Below are 17105 nucleotides of genomic sequence, written 5' to 3' on the forward strand. Positions count from 1 at the left end.
ACGGCCGCGCTGGTTGGGGTGGCGAGAGCGTAACGCCGTCGAGGCGCGGCGCACGGGACGGATCCGGGCGCCTTCGTTGTGCGGATGATCCGGGCCCGCCGTCCACCGCGGGCCTGTGGTAGACCCCTCACCATGAGCAGTCCTTCGTTCCTCGATGTGGAGACGACGAATGCCGACGAACTCACCGAAGCGATCAGTGCGGGGTTCGGGTACCGCGTCGTGGCGACCTCGGACGTCGTCTCGCACCGGCATCGCGTCATCGTCGGTGACCCGGTCACCCTCGCCGAGTTCGAGTGGGGCGCCGAGGTGCACGTCGCCATCGACGCCACCGACGAGCTCATGTTCGTCGAGGTCCGATCGGGTGCCTTCGCGTTCAACCCCTGGGGCTGCGACGAGGTCATCGGCGAGGGCGATGCGTTCGTGATGCCGCCCGACCAGGAGCTCGAGTTCGTCGTCGACCACGCCGTCGCCTCGACCTGCTCCTTCTCGGCGCAGCTGCTCCGCCGGGTCGCCCGGGAGGTCTGGGACGACGAGGGCGTCTGCCTGGCGGAGGGCACCCTGCGACCGGTGGACGCCGGTCGACACTGGCTCTGGCGCCGGACCGTGCAGGAGTACCGCCGTCAGGTGCTCGAGACGCCGGACGTCTACGGCAACGAGCTGCTCCGCGCCGAGGCGTCACGGTTCGTCGTCGTGAGTGCGATCTCGGCGTTCGGTCTGGTCACCGAACCCCGGCGGGAGGCGTCCGTGAGCGCCGCCGTCCGCCGCGCGACCGCCTGGGTCGACGAGCACCGGCGGGAGCCGATCACCGTGCAGGACATCGCCGCCGCGGCACGGCTGTCGCCCCGGGGGCTCTCGCTGGCCTTCCGGCGGGAACGTGGACAGACGCCGATGGAGTACGTCCGGCTGGCGCGCGTCGACGGTGCCCGGGCAGACCTGGTCGCCGGCGACCCGACGCGGGGGGACACCGTCGCGGGCATCGCTGCCGACTGGGGGTTCAGCAACGCCGGCCGTTTCACGGCGCTGTACCGGCAGACGTACGGCGAGCCGCCGCGTCGGACGCTGATGCGCTGAGGGCGGGGGTCGGTGAGGCCCCCGCCCTCTCGTCCCAGGACCCTGATCCGACCCCTGGTGCATGCCCATCGTGCCAGCAGGGCGACGGCATCGCAGGGTGTTCATCCGCCGGAGGAACCGATCGCGCACGCCGCGTGCCCGATGCGTCCAGGTGCTACCGTCAGCGTCACGTCCTGGCCCTCGGCGAGGCGTCCGTGGGGCGGGGTGGCTCCTGATCCGCCACCTCGTCCCACCCCTCCCGTGGTCCCCCCGCCCCCCCGTGGTCGTCGTCGCGGGCCGAGGCCACGTCGGACGGCATCCGTCTCGATCCGGCAACGTTCCGCCTCCCGCGCCCGCGCTCCCGCACGGACACGAGCGTCGCTCGCTACGTTGTCGCGCATGTCTCATGAGCTGTCTGTCGGACGACCGGTGGTGGCGCTGCTCGCCGCGGTGGGTGTGCTCGCCCTCGCCGGCTGCACCCCGGAGCCGGTCGACCCGGCCGCCGTCGATCGGTGGAGCGCCTCGAGTGATGCGGCGGTGGAGCACGACGACGACGTGCTCGCCGTGCTCAGTGCCCAGGTCGGCGCCGGGAAGACCGAGGAGCGCGAGCGTGGGTCGGTCGCGATGACCTTCGCGGCGCCGGCGGAGGTCGACGCGGTGGAGTTCTCGTGCTTCGGGGACGGCACGATGTCCGGGATGCTGCTCCTCGACGCCCGGTCGACCTCCCGGTCTCTCGGACTCGAACCACTGCAGTGCGGCGATGGTCCGCACCGCCTGCGGGTCCCGGCGACCTGGCGCCACCACGTCGACCGGGTCTCCTTCGGAGCCGGTGACAGCACGGCCGACAGCGCCTGGCAGCTGACCGTCCGCGGCTCCGGCGGCGCCGCGGACTGACCCGCCGCGGACTGACCCGCCGCCGCGGTCCGGCTCAGTGCGAGCGGCCCCGCAGTCGTCCGATCCCCAGGACGACCCCGACGACGACCATGCCCAGCACGAGCCCCGCGACGGCCGAGACCGCGGTGTCCACGACCCACGTCACGACCGGTCCGGCGCCCTCGAGCGCGTGTTCGACGTGGTGCAGCAGCTCGTACGGCCCCGCCCAGAACGTCTCGGCCAGGTTCGCGATCACCAGGTGTCCACCGACCCAGAGCATCGCGACCGTGCCGACGATGCTGATCACGCGGAACACGGCCGGCATCGCGCGGACGATCCGGGCGCCGGCACGACGGGTGCGGCGGACGGGGTTCTTCATCATCTGCAGGCCGATGTCGTCGATCTTCACCAGCAGCGCGACGGCGCCGTAGACCAGCAGGGTCATGCCGAGGCCGATCACCGCGAGCGCCCCGAGGGTCTGCCAGAAGCCCAGGTCGGTGTCCAGGCTGGCGAGCCCGATGAGCATGATCTCGGTGCTGAGGATCAGGTCGGTGCGGATCGCGCCGAACACCAGCTTCGGTTCGCTCGCCGCACCGTCCGCGGCGGCCTCGTGGTGCACGCCGAACCACTCGGTGACCTTCTCGGCCCCCTCGAAGCACAGGTAGGTGCCGCCGATGACGAGCAGCCACGGCAGCACCCAGGGGGCGAACGCCGACAGCAGCAGCGCCAGCGGGATGATGATGACGAACTTGTTGAACAGGCTGCCGAGGGCGATCCGGCCCACGACGGGCAGTTCGCGTGCCGGAGCCAGGCCCTGCACGTACTGCGGGGTGACGGCGGCGTCGTCGATGACGACGCCCGCGGTCTTCGCGCTGGCCTTGAGGGCAGCGCTGAGGATGTCGTCCACGACGGCGAGCAGTCCGACTGACATGGGTGGTCTCCTCGAGCGTCCGCGCGGTGTCCGGACAGCGTCGGGGCAGGCTGTCCGATCGCTCAGAGTAGTGGGCCCCAGGTGAGCGTTCCCGATGAGCCGACCGATCCGTGAACGATCCCGACACCGGTCTCGTGTCCTGGGTATGGGAATGCGAACTCGTACCAAGGTCATCATCGGCATCGCGGCGGGCGTCGTCGTCATCGCGGGGGTCGGCGTCGTCGTCGGTCCGCGCCTCTACGCGGACGCCGTCAACGGTTCCGCCGCCGCTGCACCGTCGCTCTCGCCGGCCGCCGCGGGCAAGCTCGACGCCGCCTCCGCCGACGGCACGTGGAAGTCCGGCTCCGGTTCCTACGCCGGGTACCGGGTGCACGAGGTCCTGCAGGGGCAGGATGTCACCGTGGTCGGACGGACGAAGCAGGTGGAGGGCACGGCGACCGTCGCCGACGGCAAGCTCTCCGACGCCACCGTCACAGTGCAGGTCGGCAAGATCAGCACGCCGGAGGCCGCGCGCGACGCCTACTTCCGTGACAAGGCCCTGCAGACCGACCAGTTCCCGACCGCGACGTTCCGCGTCACGAAGCCGGTGGACGTCTCGACCGCCCTGGGTGGCTCGACCCAGAGCGTCACCCTCAGCGGCGACCTCACCATGCACGGCGTCACGAAGTCCGTGAGCGCCGACGCGCAGGTCGCGGTCGGCAAGGACGGCGACGTCCAGGTCGCCGGCAAGGTCCCGGTCACGTTCCAGGACTACGGCGTCACGGCACCGTCGCTCGGTTTCGTCACGGTGGACCCGAAGGGCTCGGTCGAGTTCTCGCTCGACCTCGCGAAGTGACGATGGCCGCATCGGGACCGGACGAGCTGCTCGGCGCGCTGTACCGCGAGCACGGCGACGCACTGCTCCGGTACGTGCGGCACCTCACCCGCGACGCCGCCCACGTCGACGACATCGTCCAGGAGACGATGGTCCGCGCGTGGCAGCGGCCCACCGTGTTGGAACGGGAACCGGACGCCGCCCGCGCCTGGCTGTTCACGGTGGCGCGCAACCTGGTCGTCGACGACGCCCGGTCCGCCCGGAACCGCCGGGAGCACGGTACCGAGCACCCGGTCGACCGCATCGAGGCGGACCGGACCGACGCGGTCCTCGACCGCATCGTCGTCGCCGACGCCCTGGCGTCGCTGTCGTCGGAACACCGCCGGGTGGTCGTCGACGCGTACTGGCTCGGACACACCGTGCCCGAGATCGCCCGGCGACACGACCTCCCGGAGGGCACCGTGAAGTCACGGCTGCACTACGGGCTCCGAGCACTGCGGCTGGCCCTGCAGGAGAGAGGCGTCACCCGATGAGCGACGACCGCTACGCCGAGTGGGACGCGGCCTACGTCCTCGGCTCACTGCCGCCCGCCGAACGCCTGGAGTACGAGCGTCACCTCGAGCACTGTGACGCGTGTCGCTCGGCCGTCGCCGAGCTGGCCGGTCTGCCGGGGCTGCTGGGGCGCCTCCCGGCCGACGCCGCGGTGGAGATCGCGGAACCGGATGGGAGGCCCGTCACCGGCCACGAGAGCACCCTCGCCTCGGTCGCGCACCGCGTCCGGCGTCGTCGGCGTCGGCGCCGCGTGATCGTGTCCGTGAGCGCCGGCTTCGCCGTCGTCGTCGCCGTGATCGCGGGGCTCGGGGTCGGCCTGCGTGCCGACGCACCGGGTACCGAGGCGGCCGCGCCGACCGTGTCGACCGGATCCACCGCGGACCGCTACGCGCTGACCGGCAAGTCCGGGTTCGACGTCGACCTGGCGGTGCGCAACGAGGCCTGGGGCACCCGGTTCGACTGGGGCTGCTCCTACGGCGGGCGCGACTGGTCGGCGGACGGTTCGGTGATGTACGACCTGGTGGTCGTCCGCACCGACGGCTCTGACGAACGGATCGCGTCGTGGACGGCGTCCGGGCGGGAGGCCCACGGGCTGTCCGCCACGACCGACGTGCCCCGCGCCGACATCGCGAGCGTCGAGGTCCGGCTGCGTGGCGAGACGGGGACGCTCGCGCGGACCGACCTCTGACGCGCTGGCACGGCAGGATGGTCCGGTGACACGTGCGCAGACCGTCCGCGATGCCGTCGTCGACGAGGTCGCCCGCACCGGCTTCGTCGCCCACGGCCTGCACGTGCGCCTCGGTGACGACGTCGCGGAGCACCACTGGGTGCCCGACGTCCGCCGGGACGTGCAGTCGGTCGCGAAGGGCGTCTGCGTCCTGGCGGCCGGCATCGCGGCGGACGACGGGCTGGTCGACCTCGACGAACCGGTGTCGGCCCTCCTGCCCGGCTGGCGGTTCGGCGACGGCACGGACGCCGTCACCATCCGGCACCTGCTCAGCATGACGAGCGGCGTCGACCTGCCGTGGACGCCGACGCTCCTGACCGACTGGCCGGACCTGGCCGTCGAGTTCATCGGGCGACCCTCACGCGGTCGGGTGTTCCAGTACGCGAACGCCAGCACCTACACGGCGATGCGCGTGCTCGAGACCCGGGTCGGTGACGTCGGCCGCTTCGTGCAGGACCGGCTGCTCACCCCACTCGGCATCGCCGACGCCGAGTGGGAGCGCTGTCCGCTCGGCTTCGTCGCGGCCGGGGGTGGACTGTGGCTCGACACCGCCGAACTCGCGCGCCTCGGCCGGTTCGTCCGCGACCGAGGCCAGGTCGACGGCCGACAGCTCGTCGCGTCCCGCTGGGTGGATGCGCTGCACACCGACTGGGTCGTCGCGGGGCGGAACCCCGGGTACGAGCGGTACGCACTCGCCGGGTGGGACGGTCCCGCGCAGCTCTGGCGGTTGCACGGCGCGTACGGGCAGATGCTGCTGTTCGACGAGGCCAGGAGCGCCGTGGTGACCGTCACGGCCGACGACCACGCCGGGGCGGACGCGGTGGCGGCGTTCGTCGCGGCGGCGCTCGCCGCGGACGCCTGAGCCCCCGCCGACGCGCCCGCCCACGCCCCCGCCGACCTTCCCCCGAACTGGGGTCGTGAATCCGGCTCAGGTCCGCACTTCCGCCGACTGACGGCCGGCGACCCCGTCAGTACGGTCGTTCCGTGCCACGACGCCACGCGGAACGACCGCGCAGAAGCAGCTCCTCGCCCCGCTCCATCGCGACGTCCGCGGTCCTCGTGGTCGCGGCGGTCATCGCGCTCACCGGACCCGCGACCGCTGCGCACGCCGTTGACCGGGCGGCCGGAGCATCGGGCACCGCGCAGTCGACCCCGCCAGTGCGGTCGGCCAGCACCGCGCTGCCGAGCCCGGCCGCGGTCCAGGCTCCGCCCGCCGACGGCACAGTGGTCGGCTCCGGGTCGTTCGCACCCACTCCGCCCGCGACGATCAGCGACAGCGCCGACGTGCAGAAGACGGTGGACCAGCACCTGTACATCGACCCGTCGCAGGCGGGGAAGCCGGTGCCGACGAACCAGTGGTGGACCGACCTGCTCGTGAGCAAGTACTCCGGCGACATGTGGGCGTACCCGTTCGTCTCCTCGAACAGCAAGGACGGCACGAAGCTGACTTCGCCGACGACGTGGAACAGCGACGGCACCGCCATGCAGCTCGAGTCGCCGGTGACGGTGAGCGGCACGGTGACCCCGGAGGCGGACCCCTCGGACGAACTCCTCGCGGACTTCGAGCAGGGTGTGCCCGACGGGTGGACGAGCACCGGCACGGCCTTCAGCTGGGCGACCGGGACCCCGTCGGGGCAGAGCCAGGTGTCGGGGTGGCTCGGCAACGGCTACCTGACCTCGTGGGGCACCACCGCCGGTGGCACCGGCGGTGACGGTGCCACGGGCACGCTGACGTCCGGGTCGTTCGCGATCGACCACGCGCACCTGGCCTTCACGATCGCCGGGGGCCAGCACGCCGACCAGGAAGCCGTGCAGCTCGTCGTCGGCGGGCAGGTCGTCGCCTCCGCCACCGGCACGGACAGCGAGCAGTTCCGCTGGGTGGACTGGGACGTCAGCCGGTGGGCGGGGCAGCAGGCGCAGCTGCGGGTCGTCGACTCGTTGAGCGCCGGCTGGGCGCACGTGATGGTCGACCAGGTGCTCCTGACGGACGAGCCGGACGGGGTCGCGCAGCGGTTCTCGACGGCGTTCTCCGCGACCGAGGCGGACGCGCTCCGCTGGGGTGACTGGAACGTCAGCTGGCGGATGCCGCAGGCCGGATCGGGCGGCCAGTACATGGACGTCACGAGCGTCCAGGGCAACCCGTACGAGTGGTTCGAGTACCACGGCATGACCCCACGGCTGACGGTGCAGTCGGGCGCGACGATCACCGACGGTGACGGGGAGCCGGTCAGCTTCCCGTTCACGGGCGACCGGTTCGAGATCCGGCAGGGCGACCACGTGTACGGCGTGCACGCACCGGACGAGACCACCTTCACGCGGAGCGGCACCGCGATCGACGCCTCCGCCGGGACCCGGTACCTCGTGCTCAGTGCGGTGCCGAAGAGCGGGCTGAGCCTCGACGACCTGCAGCGGACCGCGTTCGCCGTGCCACGGAACACCACGATGGACTACTCGTACGACCCCGCGGCGGGGCAGGTCGAGCAGCGGTGGTCCGTGCAGACTGACACGCTGCAGGGCTCGGACCACGACACCGTGCAGGGCTGGCTGCAGCACCAGTACGCGGAGTCGACGAACGACCTGCAATTCACCGGTGCGACCTACCCCACCCCGCGCGGCACGATGCAGACCACGATCGGGCACGACGGCTGGACCCTCGACTACGCCTTCACCGGCCTCACCCCGACCGGTGCGCCGCCGCAGGGTCAGGACGAACGGGACGTGCTCCGCAAGTACCTGTCCGACTACGCCGAGAAGACCACGTACGGCGGCGACACCTACTGGGGCGGCAAGGACGTCCAGCAGCTCGCCGAGTACATGACGGTGGCGCAGCAGATCGGCGACACCGCCGACGAGCAGGAGCTGCAGGTCACGCTCACGAAGGCCCTCACCGACTGGTACACCTACTCGACGGGGGAGAGCGAGCACTTCTTCGCGACGTACCCGACGTGGAAGGCCCTGATCGGCTTCGGCGACTCGTACGGGTCGGCGCAGTTCAACGACAACCACTTCCACTACGGGTACTTCGCCGTCGCCACGGCGCTCCTCGGGGCGGTCGATCCCGGTTGGGCGAAGCGGTACGAGGGCATGGCCACCCTGGTGACGAAGCAGTACGCCAACTGGGACCGCGACGACGACCGGTTCCCGCACCTGCGCACCTTCGGCGTGTGGGAGGGGCACTCGAACGCCGGCGGTGTCTCGTCCCCGGGCGGCAACAACCAGGAGTCGTCCTCCGAGGCGATCCAGTCCGAGGCGGGGCTGTTCCTGCTCGGCACCGTCCTCGGCAACGAGGAGATGCAGGCCACCGGCGCGATGGAGTACGTCACCGAACGTGCCGCGGTCCGCGACTACTACCAGAACACCCACGGCAACCCGGCGTCGAAGGCGTACGACGGCAACGGCGCCTTCCCGGACGCGTACCAGCACGGCCAGGCGGGCATCCTGTTCGACTCCGGCCAGGCCGAGGCCACGTACTTCTCCGGCGACCCGGCGTGGATCTACGGCATCCAGTGGATGCCGACCGCTCCCTGGTTCGACTACTTCGGCTGGGACCCGGACTTCTCGAAGGCGATCATGCGGCAGATGATGCAGGCACGCCCGGAGGTCGTCGGGCAGGACGGCGTCGTGGGCGGCAACGCCGCGCACATCCAGATGCTCACCAAGAAGTGGTGGGGCGTCGGGACCTACGGCACCGACGCGATCGCGCAGGACCGGAACGCCGCCATCGGCGAGCTCGAGGACGCGATCCGCGCCGCCGAGCGGAACCACCCCGGCTACGTCACGGCGAAGACGGCCGCCAACCCGCTGTACGACCAGGCGACCGGCACGCTCGTCGTCAGCACCGACGCGGACGGCGAGGTCGTCTTCCCGGCGGAGTACTGGACACCGACGACCCTGCCCGCGTCCCTCGTCCCCACGGAGCTCGACGGGCCGACCGCGGACCGGCAGCCGAAGGACTGGCCGACGAAGTCGCCGCTCCTGTCGTTCCTGTCCACGGACTACACGGCGGACGAGACGACGATCGACCGGCTGTACTCGGTCGACCTGACCCACTACCGGCCCGGCACCGACACCGCCCACGCGGCCGCCGTGTTCAGCGACATGGGGGACGCCCTCGGCAACGTCGTGCTCGGCTTCCTCGCCCAGTACGACCCGGACACGTACCTCGACATCCACCAGGCGCTCTGGGCGGCGGAGGACCCGGCGGTCACCGGCCAGTCGATGGCCGGACTGGTCTACCACCAGGCCGTGTCGAACCGCACGGTGGGCACCGAGGTCACCGACCGGCACACCTCCGACCCGCTCAGCCAGGTGTTCCGCGCGGCGGACGGCACCTACTCGTACGTGCTCGACAACACCGACGACGTCCAGCACTCGTACGACGTCTACGACGGCCAGCGGGTCATCGGGCAGATCGCCGTCCCCGCGCACACCCAGATCACGTCCCACCTCGACGCCCACCTGGCTGAGATCGTCGTCGACACGGCGGACAGCCCGACGACCCTGGTTCCCGGTTCCACCACGCGGTTCACGGCCACCGGGTACGACCAGTACGGCGCGACCATGCCGCTCGACGGACTGACCTGGGACGCCAGCACCGGCAGGATCGCGGCCGACGGCACGTACGAGGCCACGACGCGCGCCGCCAGTGCCACGGTCACTGCCTCGGCCGGGTCGGTCCGCGACACGTACCGGTTCCGGGTCGCGCCGGCTCCCGAGCTCACGTCGATCGCGGTGACGCCCGGGTTCGAGCAGCTGGTGGTCGGCACGCCGGCCGAGTTCGCGGCCGCCGGCCACGACCAGTACGGCGACCCGATCGACCTGTCCGGTCCGGTCACCTGGGCCACGACCCTGCCGGGAGGCACGACGGACGCCGGCAGCGTCCGTGCGGCCGGCAGCGGGGCCGGCCACGTGACCGCCACGAGCGGCGGGGTGGAGGGCAGCGCCGTGGTCTCGGCGGTCGCCACCGTCCCGGACCAAGCGCTCCACGCCACCGCCGTCGCGACGTCGAGCGACGGGGGCAACACCCCGGACAAGGCGCTCGACGGCGACCCGACGACCCGGTGGGAGAGCGCGCACGGGCAGGACGCCGTCGACTACACCGTCGACCTCGGCCGCGCGACCGACGTCACCGACGTCGACGTCACGTGGGAGGGCGCCGCCGCGGCGGAGTACGACCTGCAGGTCGCCGACTCCGCCGACGGCCCCTGGCACACCGTGCGGGACGTGACGAAGACGACGGCGGCAGCCGACCACGTCGCCGTCGGCAGCACCGCCCGGTTCGTGCGGATGCACGGCCTCCACCGACTCACGCAGTACGGCTACTCGATCTGGTCGTTCGAGGTGCACGGCACCCCGTCGGTCTCGGCGATCACCCCGTCGACGGTGCTGGTCGGACCTCGTGCCACGCGCCTCCCGGCCGGCGGCAGCACCACGTTGACGGCGTACGCGTTCGACGCGGACGGCGACGGCGGACCGGTGACGGCAGCAGCCGACACCGACGGTGCGCCGACGTGGACGATCGACGGCGGCGGCTCGGTCGCGGGCGACGGCACCGTCACGGCCGCTGCGGCCGACGGTGTCACCGCCACCGTGCACGCCACGCTCGGCGGCGCGTCCGGGCAGGCGACGGTCACGACCGTGGCGGACGGTGACGCCGCCGACTCCGACCCGGGTGCCGACCCCGGAACGGAGCCCGGCGACGGTGGGCACGCCTCGCGGGACATCGCGGTCGGCAAGCCGGTGACGACGTCCTCCGACGAGCGCGGTGACCTGTCCGGTGACCAGGCGGTCGACGGCAGCCGGACCACCCGGTGGGCCAGCCGCGCCTCCGACGACCAGTGGATCGCGGTCGACCTGGGCGCCGTGGTCCCCGTCGACCGGGTGGAACTCGACTGGGAGGCCGCGTACGCCGACCGCTACCAGGTCCAGGTGCGCTCCACGACCGACGAGGTCTGGCGCACCGTCGCCACCGAGGACCACGGGGCCGGCGGTACCGCGGTCCACCGGCTCGACGGCGTCCGGGCGCGGTACGTACGGATGCTCGGCGTGCAACGGCACACGGAGTTCGGGTACTCGCTCCACGAGTTCCGCGTGGACTCGACCGAGGGCGCCCCGACCCCCGACCTGGCGCGGAACGCCCCGACGACCTCGTCGGCGGACGAAGCGGTCGGTGTCATCGCCCGGAACGCCACGGACGGGGACCCGGGCTCCCGCTGGGCGAGCGGCCACACCGACGACCAGTGGCTGGACGTCGACCTCGGCTCGGCGGAGCCCCTGCACCGCGCGAGCCTGCAGTGGGAGGACGCGTACGGCTCCGCCTACCGGATCGAGGCGCGGAACAGCGCCGACGACGCCTGGACCACGATCGCGACCGTCAGCGCCGGCGACGGCGGGACCGACACGGTCGACCTGTCCGGCACCTGGCGGCACGTGCGCCTCCAGGGCGTGCACCGGGCGACCGGGTACGGCTACTCGCTCTTCGCGTTCGAGGTGCGCTGACCCGGGCGGGGACGACCAACGCGTTCTGCGGACAGTTCGGGGCTGGTCGTGGACGGACACCGCGCCTCCCAGCTGCGCGGGGCATGCTGACGCCAGTTCGTTGTACCTGTTCGGGTCAGGAGCACGAGCGTTGGTGCTGGTGCCTGGTCTCGGGTACCAGCACCTGCACGTCGGCTGTTCAGGGCGCGTCGCGTGCCAGGACGGTCACGGTGACGTCGTCCTCCGCCTGCTCGGCTGCCCGCAGTCGGACCGTCTCGAGGAACGCGGCCGTGCTCGGCGCCCGACGGTAGGTCCGCCCGATGTCCGTCAGGGTGTCGATCGTCCCGTCGCCCAGGTCGAGTGCGCCGTCGCTGGCCACGAGCAGTGCGGCACCCGGTTCGAGCACCAGGGACCCCAGGCGGAAGGGCACCCCCTGCGGGTGCAGGCCGAGCGGCAGGTCCCGCGACCGCCGGATCTCCGACGTGCCGTCCGCGTGCAGGTGCACGACGAGCCCGTGCCCGGCGTCCACGAAGTCGAGCCGCCCGGTGCTCGGCGTCAGGCGCGAGTGGAAGAGCGTCGCGAACGCGGAGGCCCGACCGAGGTCCTCGCTCATCCGCGGCTCGACGGCCCCGACCGCCGCCACCGGGGGCAGGTCCTCGTGCTGTCGGAGCGCGGCCCGCAGTCCGGCGGCGAGCAGCGCGGCGGGCTGCTCCTTGCCCATGATGTCGGCGAGCGTGAAGGTCACGGCGTCGTCGGCGACCGTCCAGTCGTGGACGTCACCGCTGAGGTCGCCGTACGGCACGCTCAGTCCGGCCAGCGTGTAGCCGGGGACGTGGACGGGTGGCGGGGTGAGGGCCTCGACGACCTCGAGCAGCCGGTCGTGCTGCAGCCCCTTCGCCAGGGCCTGCTCCGTCCACCGCCCCAGGTCGATCAGTGCGGCCTCGTCCTGCGGAGTGAACTCCCGCGGCCGGACGTCCATCAGGCACAGGCTGCCGATCGTCAGCTCGCCCGGCATGGTCAGGGGGACACCGGCGTAGGAGCGGATGCCGCGGCTGGTGACGCCGGGCAGGTCGGCGGTGCGCGGGTCGGCGAGCGTGTCCGGCACGACCGTCGGCCCGGGGCGCTGGACGGTGAGCTGGCAGAACGACCACTCGAGCGGCCCGGACGTCGGCTCGCCGGCCAGGTTCGGCGTCAGCGTGTGCAGCAGGGTGTCGTCGAGCAGGTTGACGTACGCGAACGGGACGTCGAAGACCTCGCGGGCGATGCGGACGATCCGGTCGAAGCGCTCGGACGGCGCGAGTCCGACGATGTCGAGCGCGGCGACGAGGGCCGCCCGCGCCGAGCGTGAACCGTCGGTGTCCATGCGCTCTCCCCCCACAGATCGGTCCTCGGCATCCTCCCACGACGGGCGGCGCGGCTGTCAGGTCAGGCGTCCCCCTGGACGACGTCCGCGCCCGTGTCCACCGGACCGAGGGCGTCGAGGACCCGGTGCGAGACGGCCCGCAGGGTGTCCGCGTCACCGGCCACGGGCCTCCAGAACAGCTGTTCCAGCGCCGCCGTGTGGGCCCGGATGCCGGCGAGGACCGCGCGCCGACCGTCCGGGGTCATCACGATCCAGCTGCCGCGGCCGTCGGAGGGGCAGTCGGCACGCGCGACCAGCCCCCGGGAGACCATGCGGGTGACCTGGTGGCTGACGCGGGACTTCTCCCAGCCGATCCCGGCGGCCATGTCGCGGACGCGCAGCCGGTGGTCGGGGTCGCGGTGCAGGCCGATCAGGATCTCGAACTCGGGGATGGAGATGCCGGCGTCCCGCTGCACGGCCACGTCCAGCGCCCGGTCCAGCCCGCGCCAGACGTCGTGGAACGCGTCCCACGTGGCCCAGTCGTGGCCGTCAGCGCCGTGCTCCACCATCCGGCCAGCGTATCCGTGAGCACAGCTCGTCGGCCCGGGATCATCCGTTCGGCTGACTCCTGGACGGCACACGGCCGCCTCCGAGGAGACGTCGGGGGAGCGGCCTACGATCGAGTCCATGCCGCCCGCACGCCTCCAGGACTGCACCGACGACGCATCTGCCCTCGTCGGCCGCTGGCTGGACGCCTCCCGCGGGGTGAAGCCCGACGCCCGAGCGGCCCGGCTCGCCGAGGTCCTGCGTGACGAGCGCGGCCTCGACTTCGCCCGCGGGTTCATCGACAAGGTGATCCGACCCGACGACCCGAAGGTCGCCGCCCGCAACCTCGAGAAGGCCAGCCGGGACGTGCCGGACTTCCTCGCCTGGTACCTCCGCGGCGCTGTCACCGTCGGTGGGGGCTTCGCGACGATGGCGCCGTGGGCGGTCATCCCGTCCGCGCGGCGGGTGCTCCGCCGACTCGCCGGACACCTGGTGGTCGACGCCCCGTCGGCCCGGCTCGGCTCCGCGCTCGGCAAACTCACCGGCACGGGCACCCGCCTCGACGTCCTGCCCCTCGGCCCGACCGTGTCCGGTCCCGCCGAGAGCGACCGTCGACTGGCGTGGACCACCGACCTGGTCGGACGCGACGACGTGCCCGCGGTGTCCTTCGCGGTGGCGGACGTCGTCCCGCCCACGTCGCCGTGGTCGCTCGAGGACGCCACGGCGCAGGCGGTCGACCGGCTCGTCCCGGTGTTCCGCGCAGCCGTCGCCGGGGGCACCACCGTCACGCTGCTCGTCGACGGCCCGCACGACCTCGACCTGACCGTCGCGGTGTTCCGGACGCTGCTCGACACGGACGAGTTCGCCCACACGACCGCCGGCATCACGCTGCCCGCGTCGCTGCCGGACAGCCTCGGCGTCCTGGCGTCCCTGACCGACTGGGCGACCGCGCGACGGTTCCGCGGCGGCGCACCCATCCGGGTCCGGCTCGTCGACGGCGCCCACCTGGCCGAGGAACGCGCCGACGCCCTCGTGCACGCCCGCCCCTCGGCCCTCTTCGCCACCCGCCAGCAGATCGACACCGCACTCCTGCGCCTGCTCGACGCCGCGCTCACGCCGGAGCACACCGACGCCGTCCGGATCGCGCTCGCCGGACTCGACCCCGTCCTGCTCGCAGCCGCCCGCGTGCTCGCCGACCGTCGTGGGGTGACCGACGCGCTCGAGGTCGAGATGCTCCTCGGCATGACGGGCACCGTCCTCGACGCCGTCCGCGCCGACGTCGGCACGGTCACCCTCCTCACCCCCGTCGTGCACCCCGACCAGTTCGACGCCGCGATCCCGTACCTCGCCCGCCGGTTGCGCGAGGGTGCAGCAGCGTCGCCGTCCCCCTCGGGCGGCAGCGACGACGACCGAGCCGCAGCCGTGCAGCGCGGACACGACCGGCTCGTGGCCGCAGTCGCCGCGCTCGACGAACCCGCGCCGGTCACCCTCCGCGTCCAGGACCGCCGAGCACCCCTCGGCGCCCCCGAGATCCGCGCCGTGCACCCGCCCGCCGTCGACACCGACGCCGGGGTGGACGCGAACCGGCAGTGGGCCGCCGACCTGCTCCGCCGCGTGCCCCGCTCGCAGCTCGGCACCGCCACCATCCGCGGTGCCCGCGTCACCGACCGTCCCCGCCTCGAACGCACCATCGCCCGCACCGCGCAGGCCGGCGTCAACTGGGGTCGGCAGGACCCGCAGGACCGCGCCGAACTGCTCGACCTCGTCGCGCACGAGCTCGAGGTCCGCCGTGCGGACCTGGTCGAGGTCGTCGTCGCCGAGACCGCGACGACCCTGACCGAGGCGGACCGCCAGGTCAGCGGTGCCGTCGACGCCGCCCACCACGCCGCCGACCGGGCACGTCACCTGGTCGACGTCGTGGGAGCCACCTTCGTCCCGCCACGACTGACGGTCGTCGTCGCCCCGTGGAACTCACCGCTGACCACCCCGGCGGACGGCGTGCTCTCGGCGCTCGCCGCCGGCAGCGGGGTCGTCCTCAAGCCGTCCCCGCTCGCCAAGCGGTCCGGTGCGGTGCTCGCCGACGTCCTCTGGAGCGCCGGCGTCCCGCACTCGCTGCTCCAGCTCGTCGACCTCGACGTCAGCGAACTCGGCCGCGACCTGGTGGCCCACCCCGCCGTCGACCGGGTGCTGCTCACCGGCTCGCCCGACACCGCCCGGTCGTTCCGGTGGTGGCGGGCCGGCCTGCCCCTCCTCGCCGACACCGGAGCGGTCTCGGCCGCCGTCGTCACCCCCGCGGCCGACGTCGACCAGGCCGTCCGCGACGTCGTCGCCTCGGCGTTCACCCAGTCCGGGCAGGCCGGCGCGGCGATCTCACTCGTCGTGCTCGTCGGCTCGGTCGGCGAGGACGGTGCCGACAGCCGCTTCCTCCGCCAGCTCGCCGACGCAACCCGAGCACTCCGGGTCGCGTGGCCGACCGACCCCGCGGCGCAGCTCGGGCCGCTGGTCGTCGAGCCGACCGGCGCCGCACGCGCCGCCCTGACCGAGCTGGCACCGGGCGAGTCCTGGCTCGTCGAACCGCGGCCGCTCGACGAGTCCGGCCGGCTCTGGTCCCCGGGCGTCCGCGTCGGGGTCCGTCCCGGCAGCGCGTCCACTCACCCGGAGGCCGGCGTCCCGGTCCTCGGGGTGGTGCAGGTCGAGACGCTCGAGCAGGCGATCGCGCTCCAGAACGGCGGCGACCACGGGTTGGTCGAGGCGCTGCACACCCTCGACGTCGACGAGGTCGCCCGCTGGACCGACCAGGTCGCCGCCGGCACCCTCGTGGTGAACCGGGCCACCACGGACACGACCGTCGTCCGGCAGCCCGCCGGCGGCTGGGGGAGCTCCGCGGTCGGCGCCGGGGCCAAGCGTGGCGGCCCCGACTCGGTCGCGATGCTCGGGCACTGGGAACCCGTCCCGCGCACCGTGCACAAGAGCATCCAGCTGCACGGGTTGCCGCCGCGGGTCACCGCGCTCATCGAGGCGTCCCGCAGCGGGCTGTCCTTCGAGGAGTTCGACCAGGTCCGTGCCGGCGCCACCAGCGACGCCCAGGCACGGGAAGAGCGCTTCGGCCGGTCCCGCGACACCGCGGAGCTCGGCGTCGAGCGCAACGTGCTCCGGTACCGCCCGCAGTCCGTGGTGGTCAGACAGTCCGCCGACGTCAGCACCGGGGACCTCGTCCGCACCCTCGTCGCGGCGACCGCAGCACGTGCCCACGTGCTGCTCAGCACCGCCCGGGCACTCCCCGGCCCCCTGACGCAGCTGCTCGCGAGCGGCCGCTCTCCGCTCGACGTCGTCGACCACCTGGTGGAGACCGACGCCGAGTTCCTCGACCGCGCGGCGTCCGGTGCGCTCCTGCGTGAGCAGTGGTCGGGCGGCACGGCGGAACCGCAGGACGCCATCGACCTGGTGCTGTCGCAGGGCTTCGAGCCCCGGCCGCACAGCGCCTTCGGTGGGCCGGGCTCGCGGATCCGCCTGCTCGGTGGCGACCCGCTCGCGCTCGAGGAGGCGCTCGGCGCCGGCATCGACACCGCCATCCACGACGCCCCGGTGGTCGAGGCCGGTGTCGTCGAGATGGCGCACTACCTCCGGGAGCAGACGGTCGTCGTCACGGCACATCGGCACGGGGACCTCGACCCCGAGTTCGCCCGCCTGCGCCTCTGACGTCGGGCGTGCGTGCCGGACAGGAGGCTCTGCCAGCGTCCGGTGCGTCGCGGACGCGATCCGGGCCTCCCGTCCGATCTCCGCACGACCTGGG

11 protein-coding genes are annotated in these 17105 nt (G+C 73.1%); 8 read left to right on the forward strand and 3 right to left on the reverse strand.

What is annotated here, in order from left to right; translation table 11 throughout:
* Nucleotides 1–132: 132 nt before the first annotated feature.
* The gene (locus DEI97_RS00565; RefSeq protein WP_146248265.1) at nucleotides 133–1071 is read left to right on the forward strand and encodes a helix-turn-helix transcriptional regulator; all 939 of its coding nucleotides are present in this window, start codon (nucleotides 133–135) and stop codon (nucleotides 1069–1071) included.
* Nucleotides 1072–1449: 378 nt separating this feature from the next.
* On the forward strand, nucleotides 1450–1944 hold the full coding sequence (locus tag DEI97_RS00570) for a hypothetical protein (RefSeq protein WP_146248266.1): 495 nt from the start codon (nucleotides 1450–1452) through the stop codon (nucleotides 1942–1944).
* A gap of 34 nt (nucleotides 1945–1978) precedes the next feature.
* On the opposite strand, the gene DEI97_RS00575 is transcribed toward DEI97_RS00570, so the two are convergent.
* On the reverse strand, nucleotides 1979–2854 hold the full coding sequence (locus DEI97_RS00575; RefSeq protein ID WP_111076474.1) for a DUF808 domain-containing protein: 876 nt from the start codon (nucleotides 2852–2854) through the stop codon (nucleotides 1979–1981).
* 151 nt (nucleotides 2855–3005) lie between these two features.
* On the opposite strand from DEI97_RS00575, the gene DEI97_RS00580 reads away from it, so the two are divergent.
* The 5 genes from DEI97_RS00580 to DEI97_RS00600 all read left to right on the forward strand — a co-directional run bounded on the left by DEI97_RS00580 (nucleotide 3006) and on the right by DEI97_RS00600 (nucleotide 11445).
* Complete coding sequence (locus DEI97_RS00580) at nucleotides 3006–3689, forward strand: YceI family protein (RefSeq protein WP_111076475.1); 684 nt, start codon at nucleotides 3006–3008, stop codon at nucleotides 3687–3689.
* A gap of 2 nt (nucleotides 3690–3691) precedes the next feature.
* Nucleotides 3692–4201: a sigma-70 family RNA polymerase sigma factor gene (locus tag DEI97_RS00585; protein ID WP_111076476.1), complete on the forward strand. Its 510-nt coding sequence runs from the start codon at nucleotides 3692–3694 to the stop codon at nucleotides 4199–4201.
* Nucleotides 4198–4908, forward strand: a complete 711-nt coding sequence (locus DEI97_RS00590) for an anti-sigma factor family protein (protein WP_111076477.1) — start codon at nucleotides 4198–4200, stop codon at nucleotides 4906–4908. Before DEI97_RS00585 ends, DEI97_RS00590 begins: the two co-directional genes overlap by 4 nt.
* Nucleotides 4909–4933: 25 nt before the next feature.
* Entirely contained in the window at nucleotides 4934–5809 is an 876-nt protein-coding gene (locus DEI97_RS00595) for a serine hydrolase domain-containing protein (RefSeq protein WP_111076478.1), read from the forward strand.
* Between the two features lie 122 nt (nucleotides 5810–5931).
* Nucleotides 5932–11445, forward strand: a complete 5514-nt coding sequence (locus DEI97_RS00600) for a discoidin domain-containing protein (protein ID WP_146248255.1) — start codon at nucleotides 5932–5934, stop codon at nucleotides 11443–11445.
* 178 nt (nucleotides 11446–11623) lie between these two features.
* Here DEI97_RS00600 and DEI97_RS00605 read toward each other — a convergent pair whose 3' ends face one another.
* Both DEI97_RS00605 and DEI97_RS00610 read right to left on the reverse strand, forming a co-directional pair.
* Nucleotides 11624–12787 (reverse strand): PP2C family protein-serine/threonine phosphatase, encoded by a 1164-nt coding sequence (locus tag DEI97_RS00605; RefSeq protein ID WP_111076402.1) that lies wholly within the window; start codon nucleotides 12785–12787, stop codon nucleotides 11624–11626.
* Between the two features lie 62 nt (nucleotides 12788–12849).
* Nucleotides 12850–13335, reverse strand: a complete 486-nt coding sequence (locus DEI97_RS00610; protein WP_181439376.1) for a MarR family winged helix-turn-helix transcriptional regulator — start codon at nucleotides 13333–13335, stop codon at nucleotides 12850–12852.
* A 118-nt stretch (nucleotides 13336–13453) separates the two neighbouring features.
* Here DEI97_RS00610 and DEI97_RS00615 point away from each other — a divergent pair, with 118 nt between their 5' ends.
* Entirely contained in the window at nucleotides 13454–17011 is a 3558-nt protein-coding gene (locus tag DEI97_RS00615) for a proline dehydrogenase family protein (protein WP_111076404.1), read from the forward strand.
* Nucleotides 17012–17105: the final 94 nt, after the last annotated feature.

Origin of the sequence: Curtobacterium sp. MCLR17_032 (genome assembly GCF_003234795.2) — a bacterium.
Taxonomy (GTDB): domain Bacteria; phylum Actinomycetota; class Actinomycetes; order Actinomycetales; family Microbacteriaceae; genus Curtobacterium.

Bases quoted from the DNA above. Each gene is read 5' to 3' on its own strand.
- DEI97_RS00615 (WP_111076404.1), top strand. From the start codon at position 13,454: ATGCCGCCCGCACGCCTCCAGGACTGCACCGACGACGCATCTGCCCTC.
- DEI97_RS00605 (WP_111076402.1), bottom strand. From the start codon at position 12,787: ATGGACACCGACGGTTCACGCTCGGCGCGGGCGGCCCTCGTCGCCGCG.
- DEI97_RS00580 (WP_111076475.1), top strand. From the start codon at position 3,006: ATGCGAACTCGTACCAAGGTCATCATCGGCATCGCGGCGGGCGTCGTC.
- DEI97_RS00565 (WP_146248265.1), top strand. From the start codon at position 133: ATGAGCAGTCCTTCGTTCCTCGATGTGGAGACGACGAATGCCGACGAA.
- DEI97_RS00590 (WP_111076477.1), top strand. From the start codon at position 4,198: ATGAGCGACGACCGCTACGCCGAGTGGGACGCGGCCTACGTCCTCGGC.
- DEI97_RS00575 (WP_111076474.1), bottom strand. From the start codon at position 2,854: ATGTCAGTCGGACTGCTCGCCGTCGTGGACGACATCCTCAGCGCTGCC.
- DEI97_RS00570 (WP_146248266.1), top strand. From the start codon at position 1,450: ATGTCTCATGAGCTGTCTGTCGGACGACCGGTGGTGGCGCTGCTCGCC.
- DEI97_RS00585 (WP_111076476.1), top strand. From the start codon at position 3,692: ATGGCCGCATCGGGACCGGACGAGCTGCTCGGCGCGCTGTACCGCGAG.
- DEI97_RS00610 (WP_181439376.1), bottom strand. From the start codon at position 13,335: ATGGTGGAGCACGGCGCTGACGGCCACGACTGGGCCACGTGGGACGCG.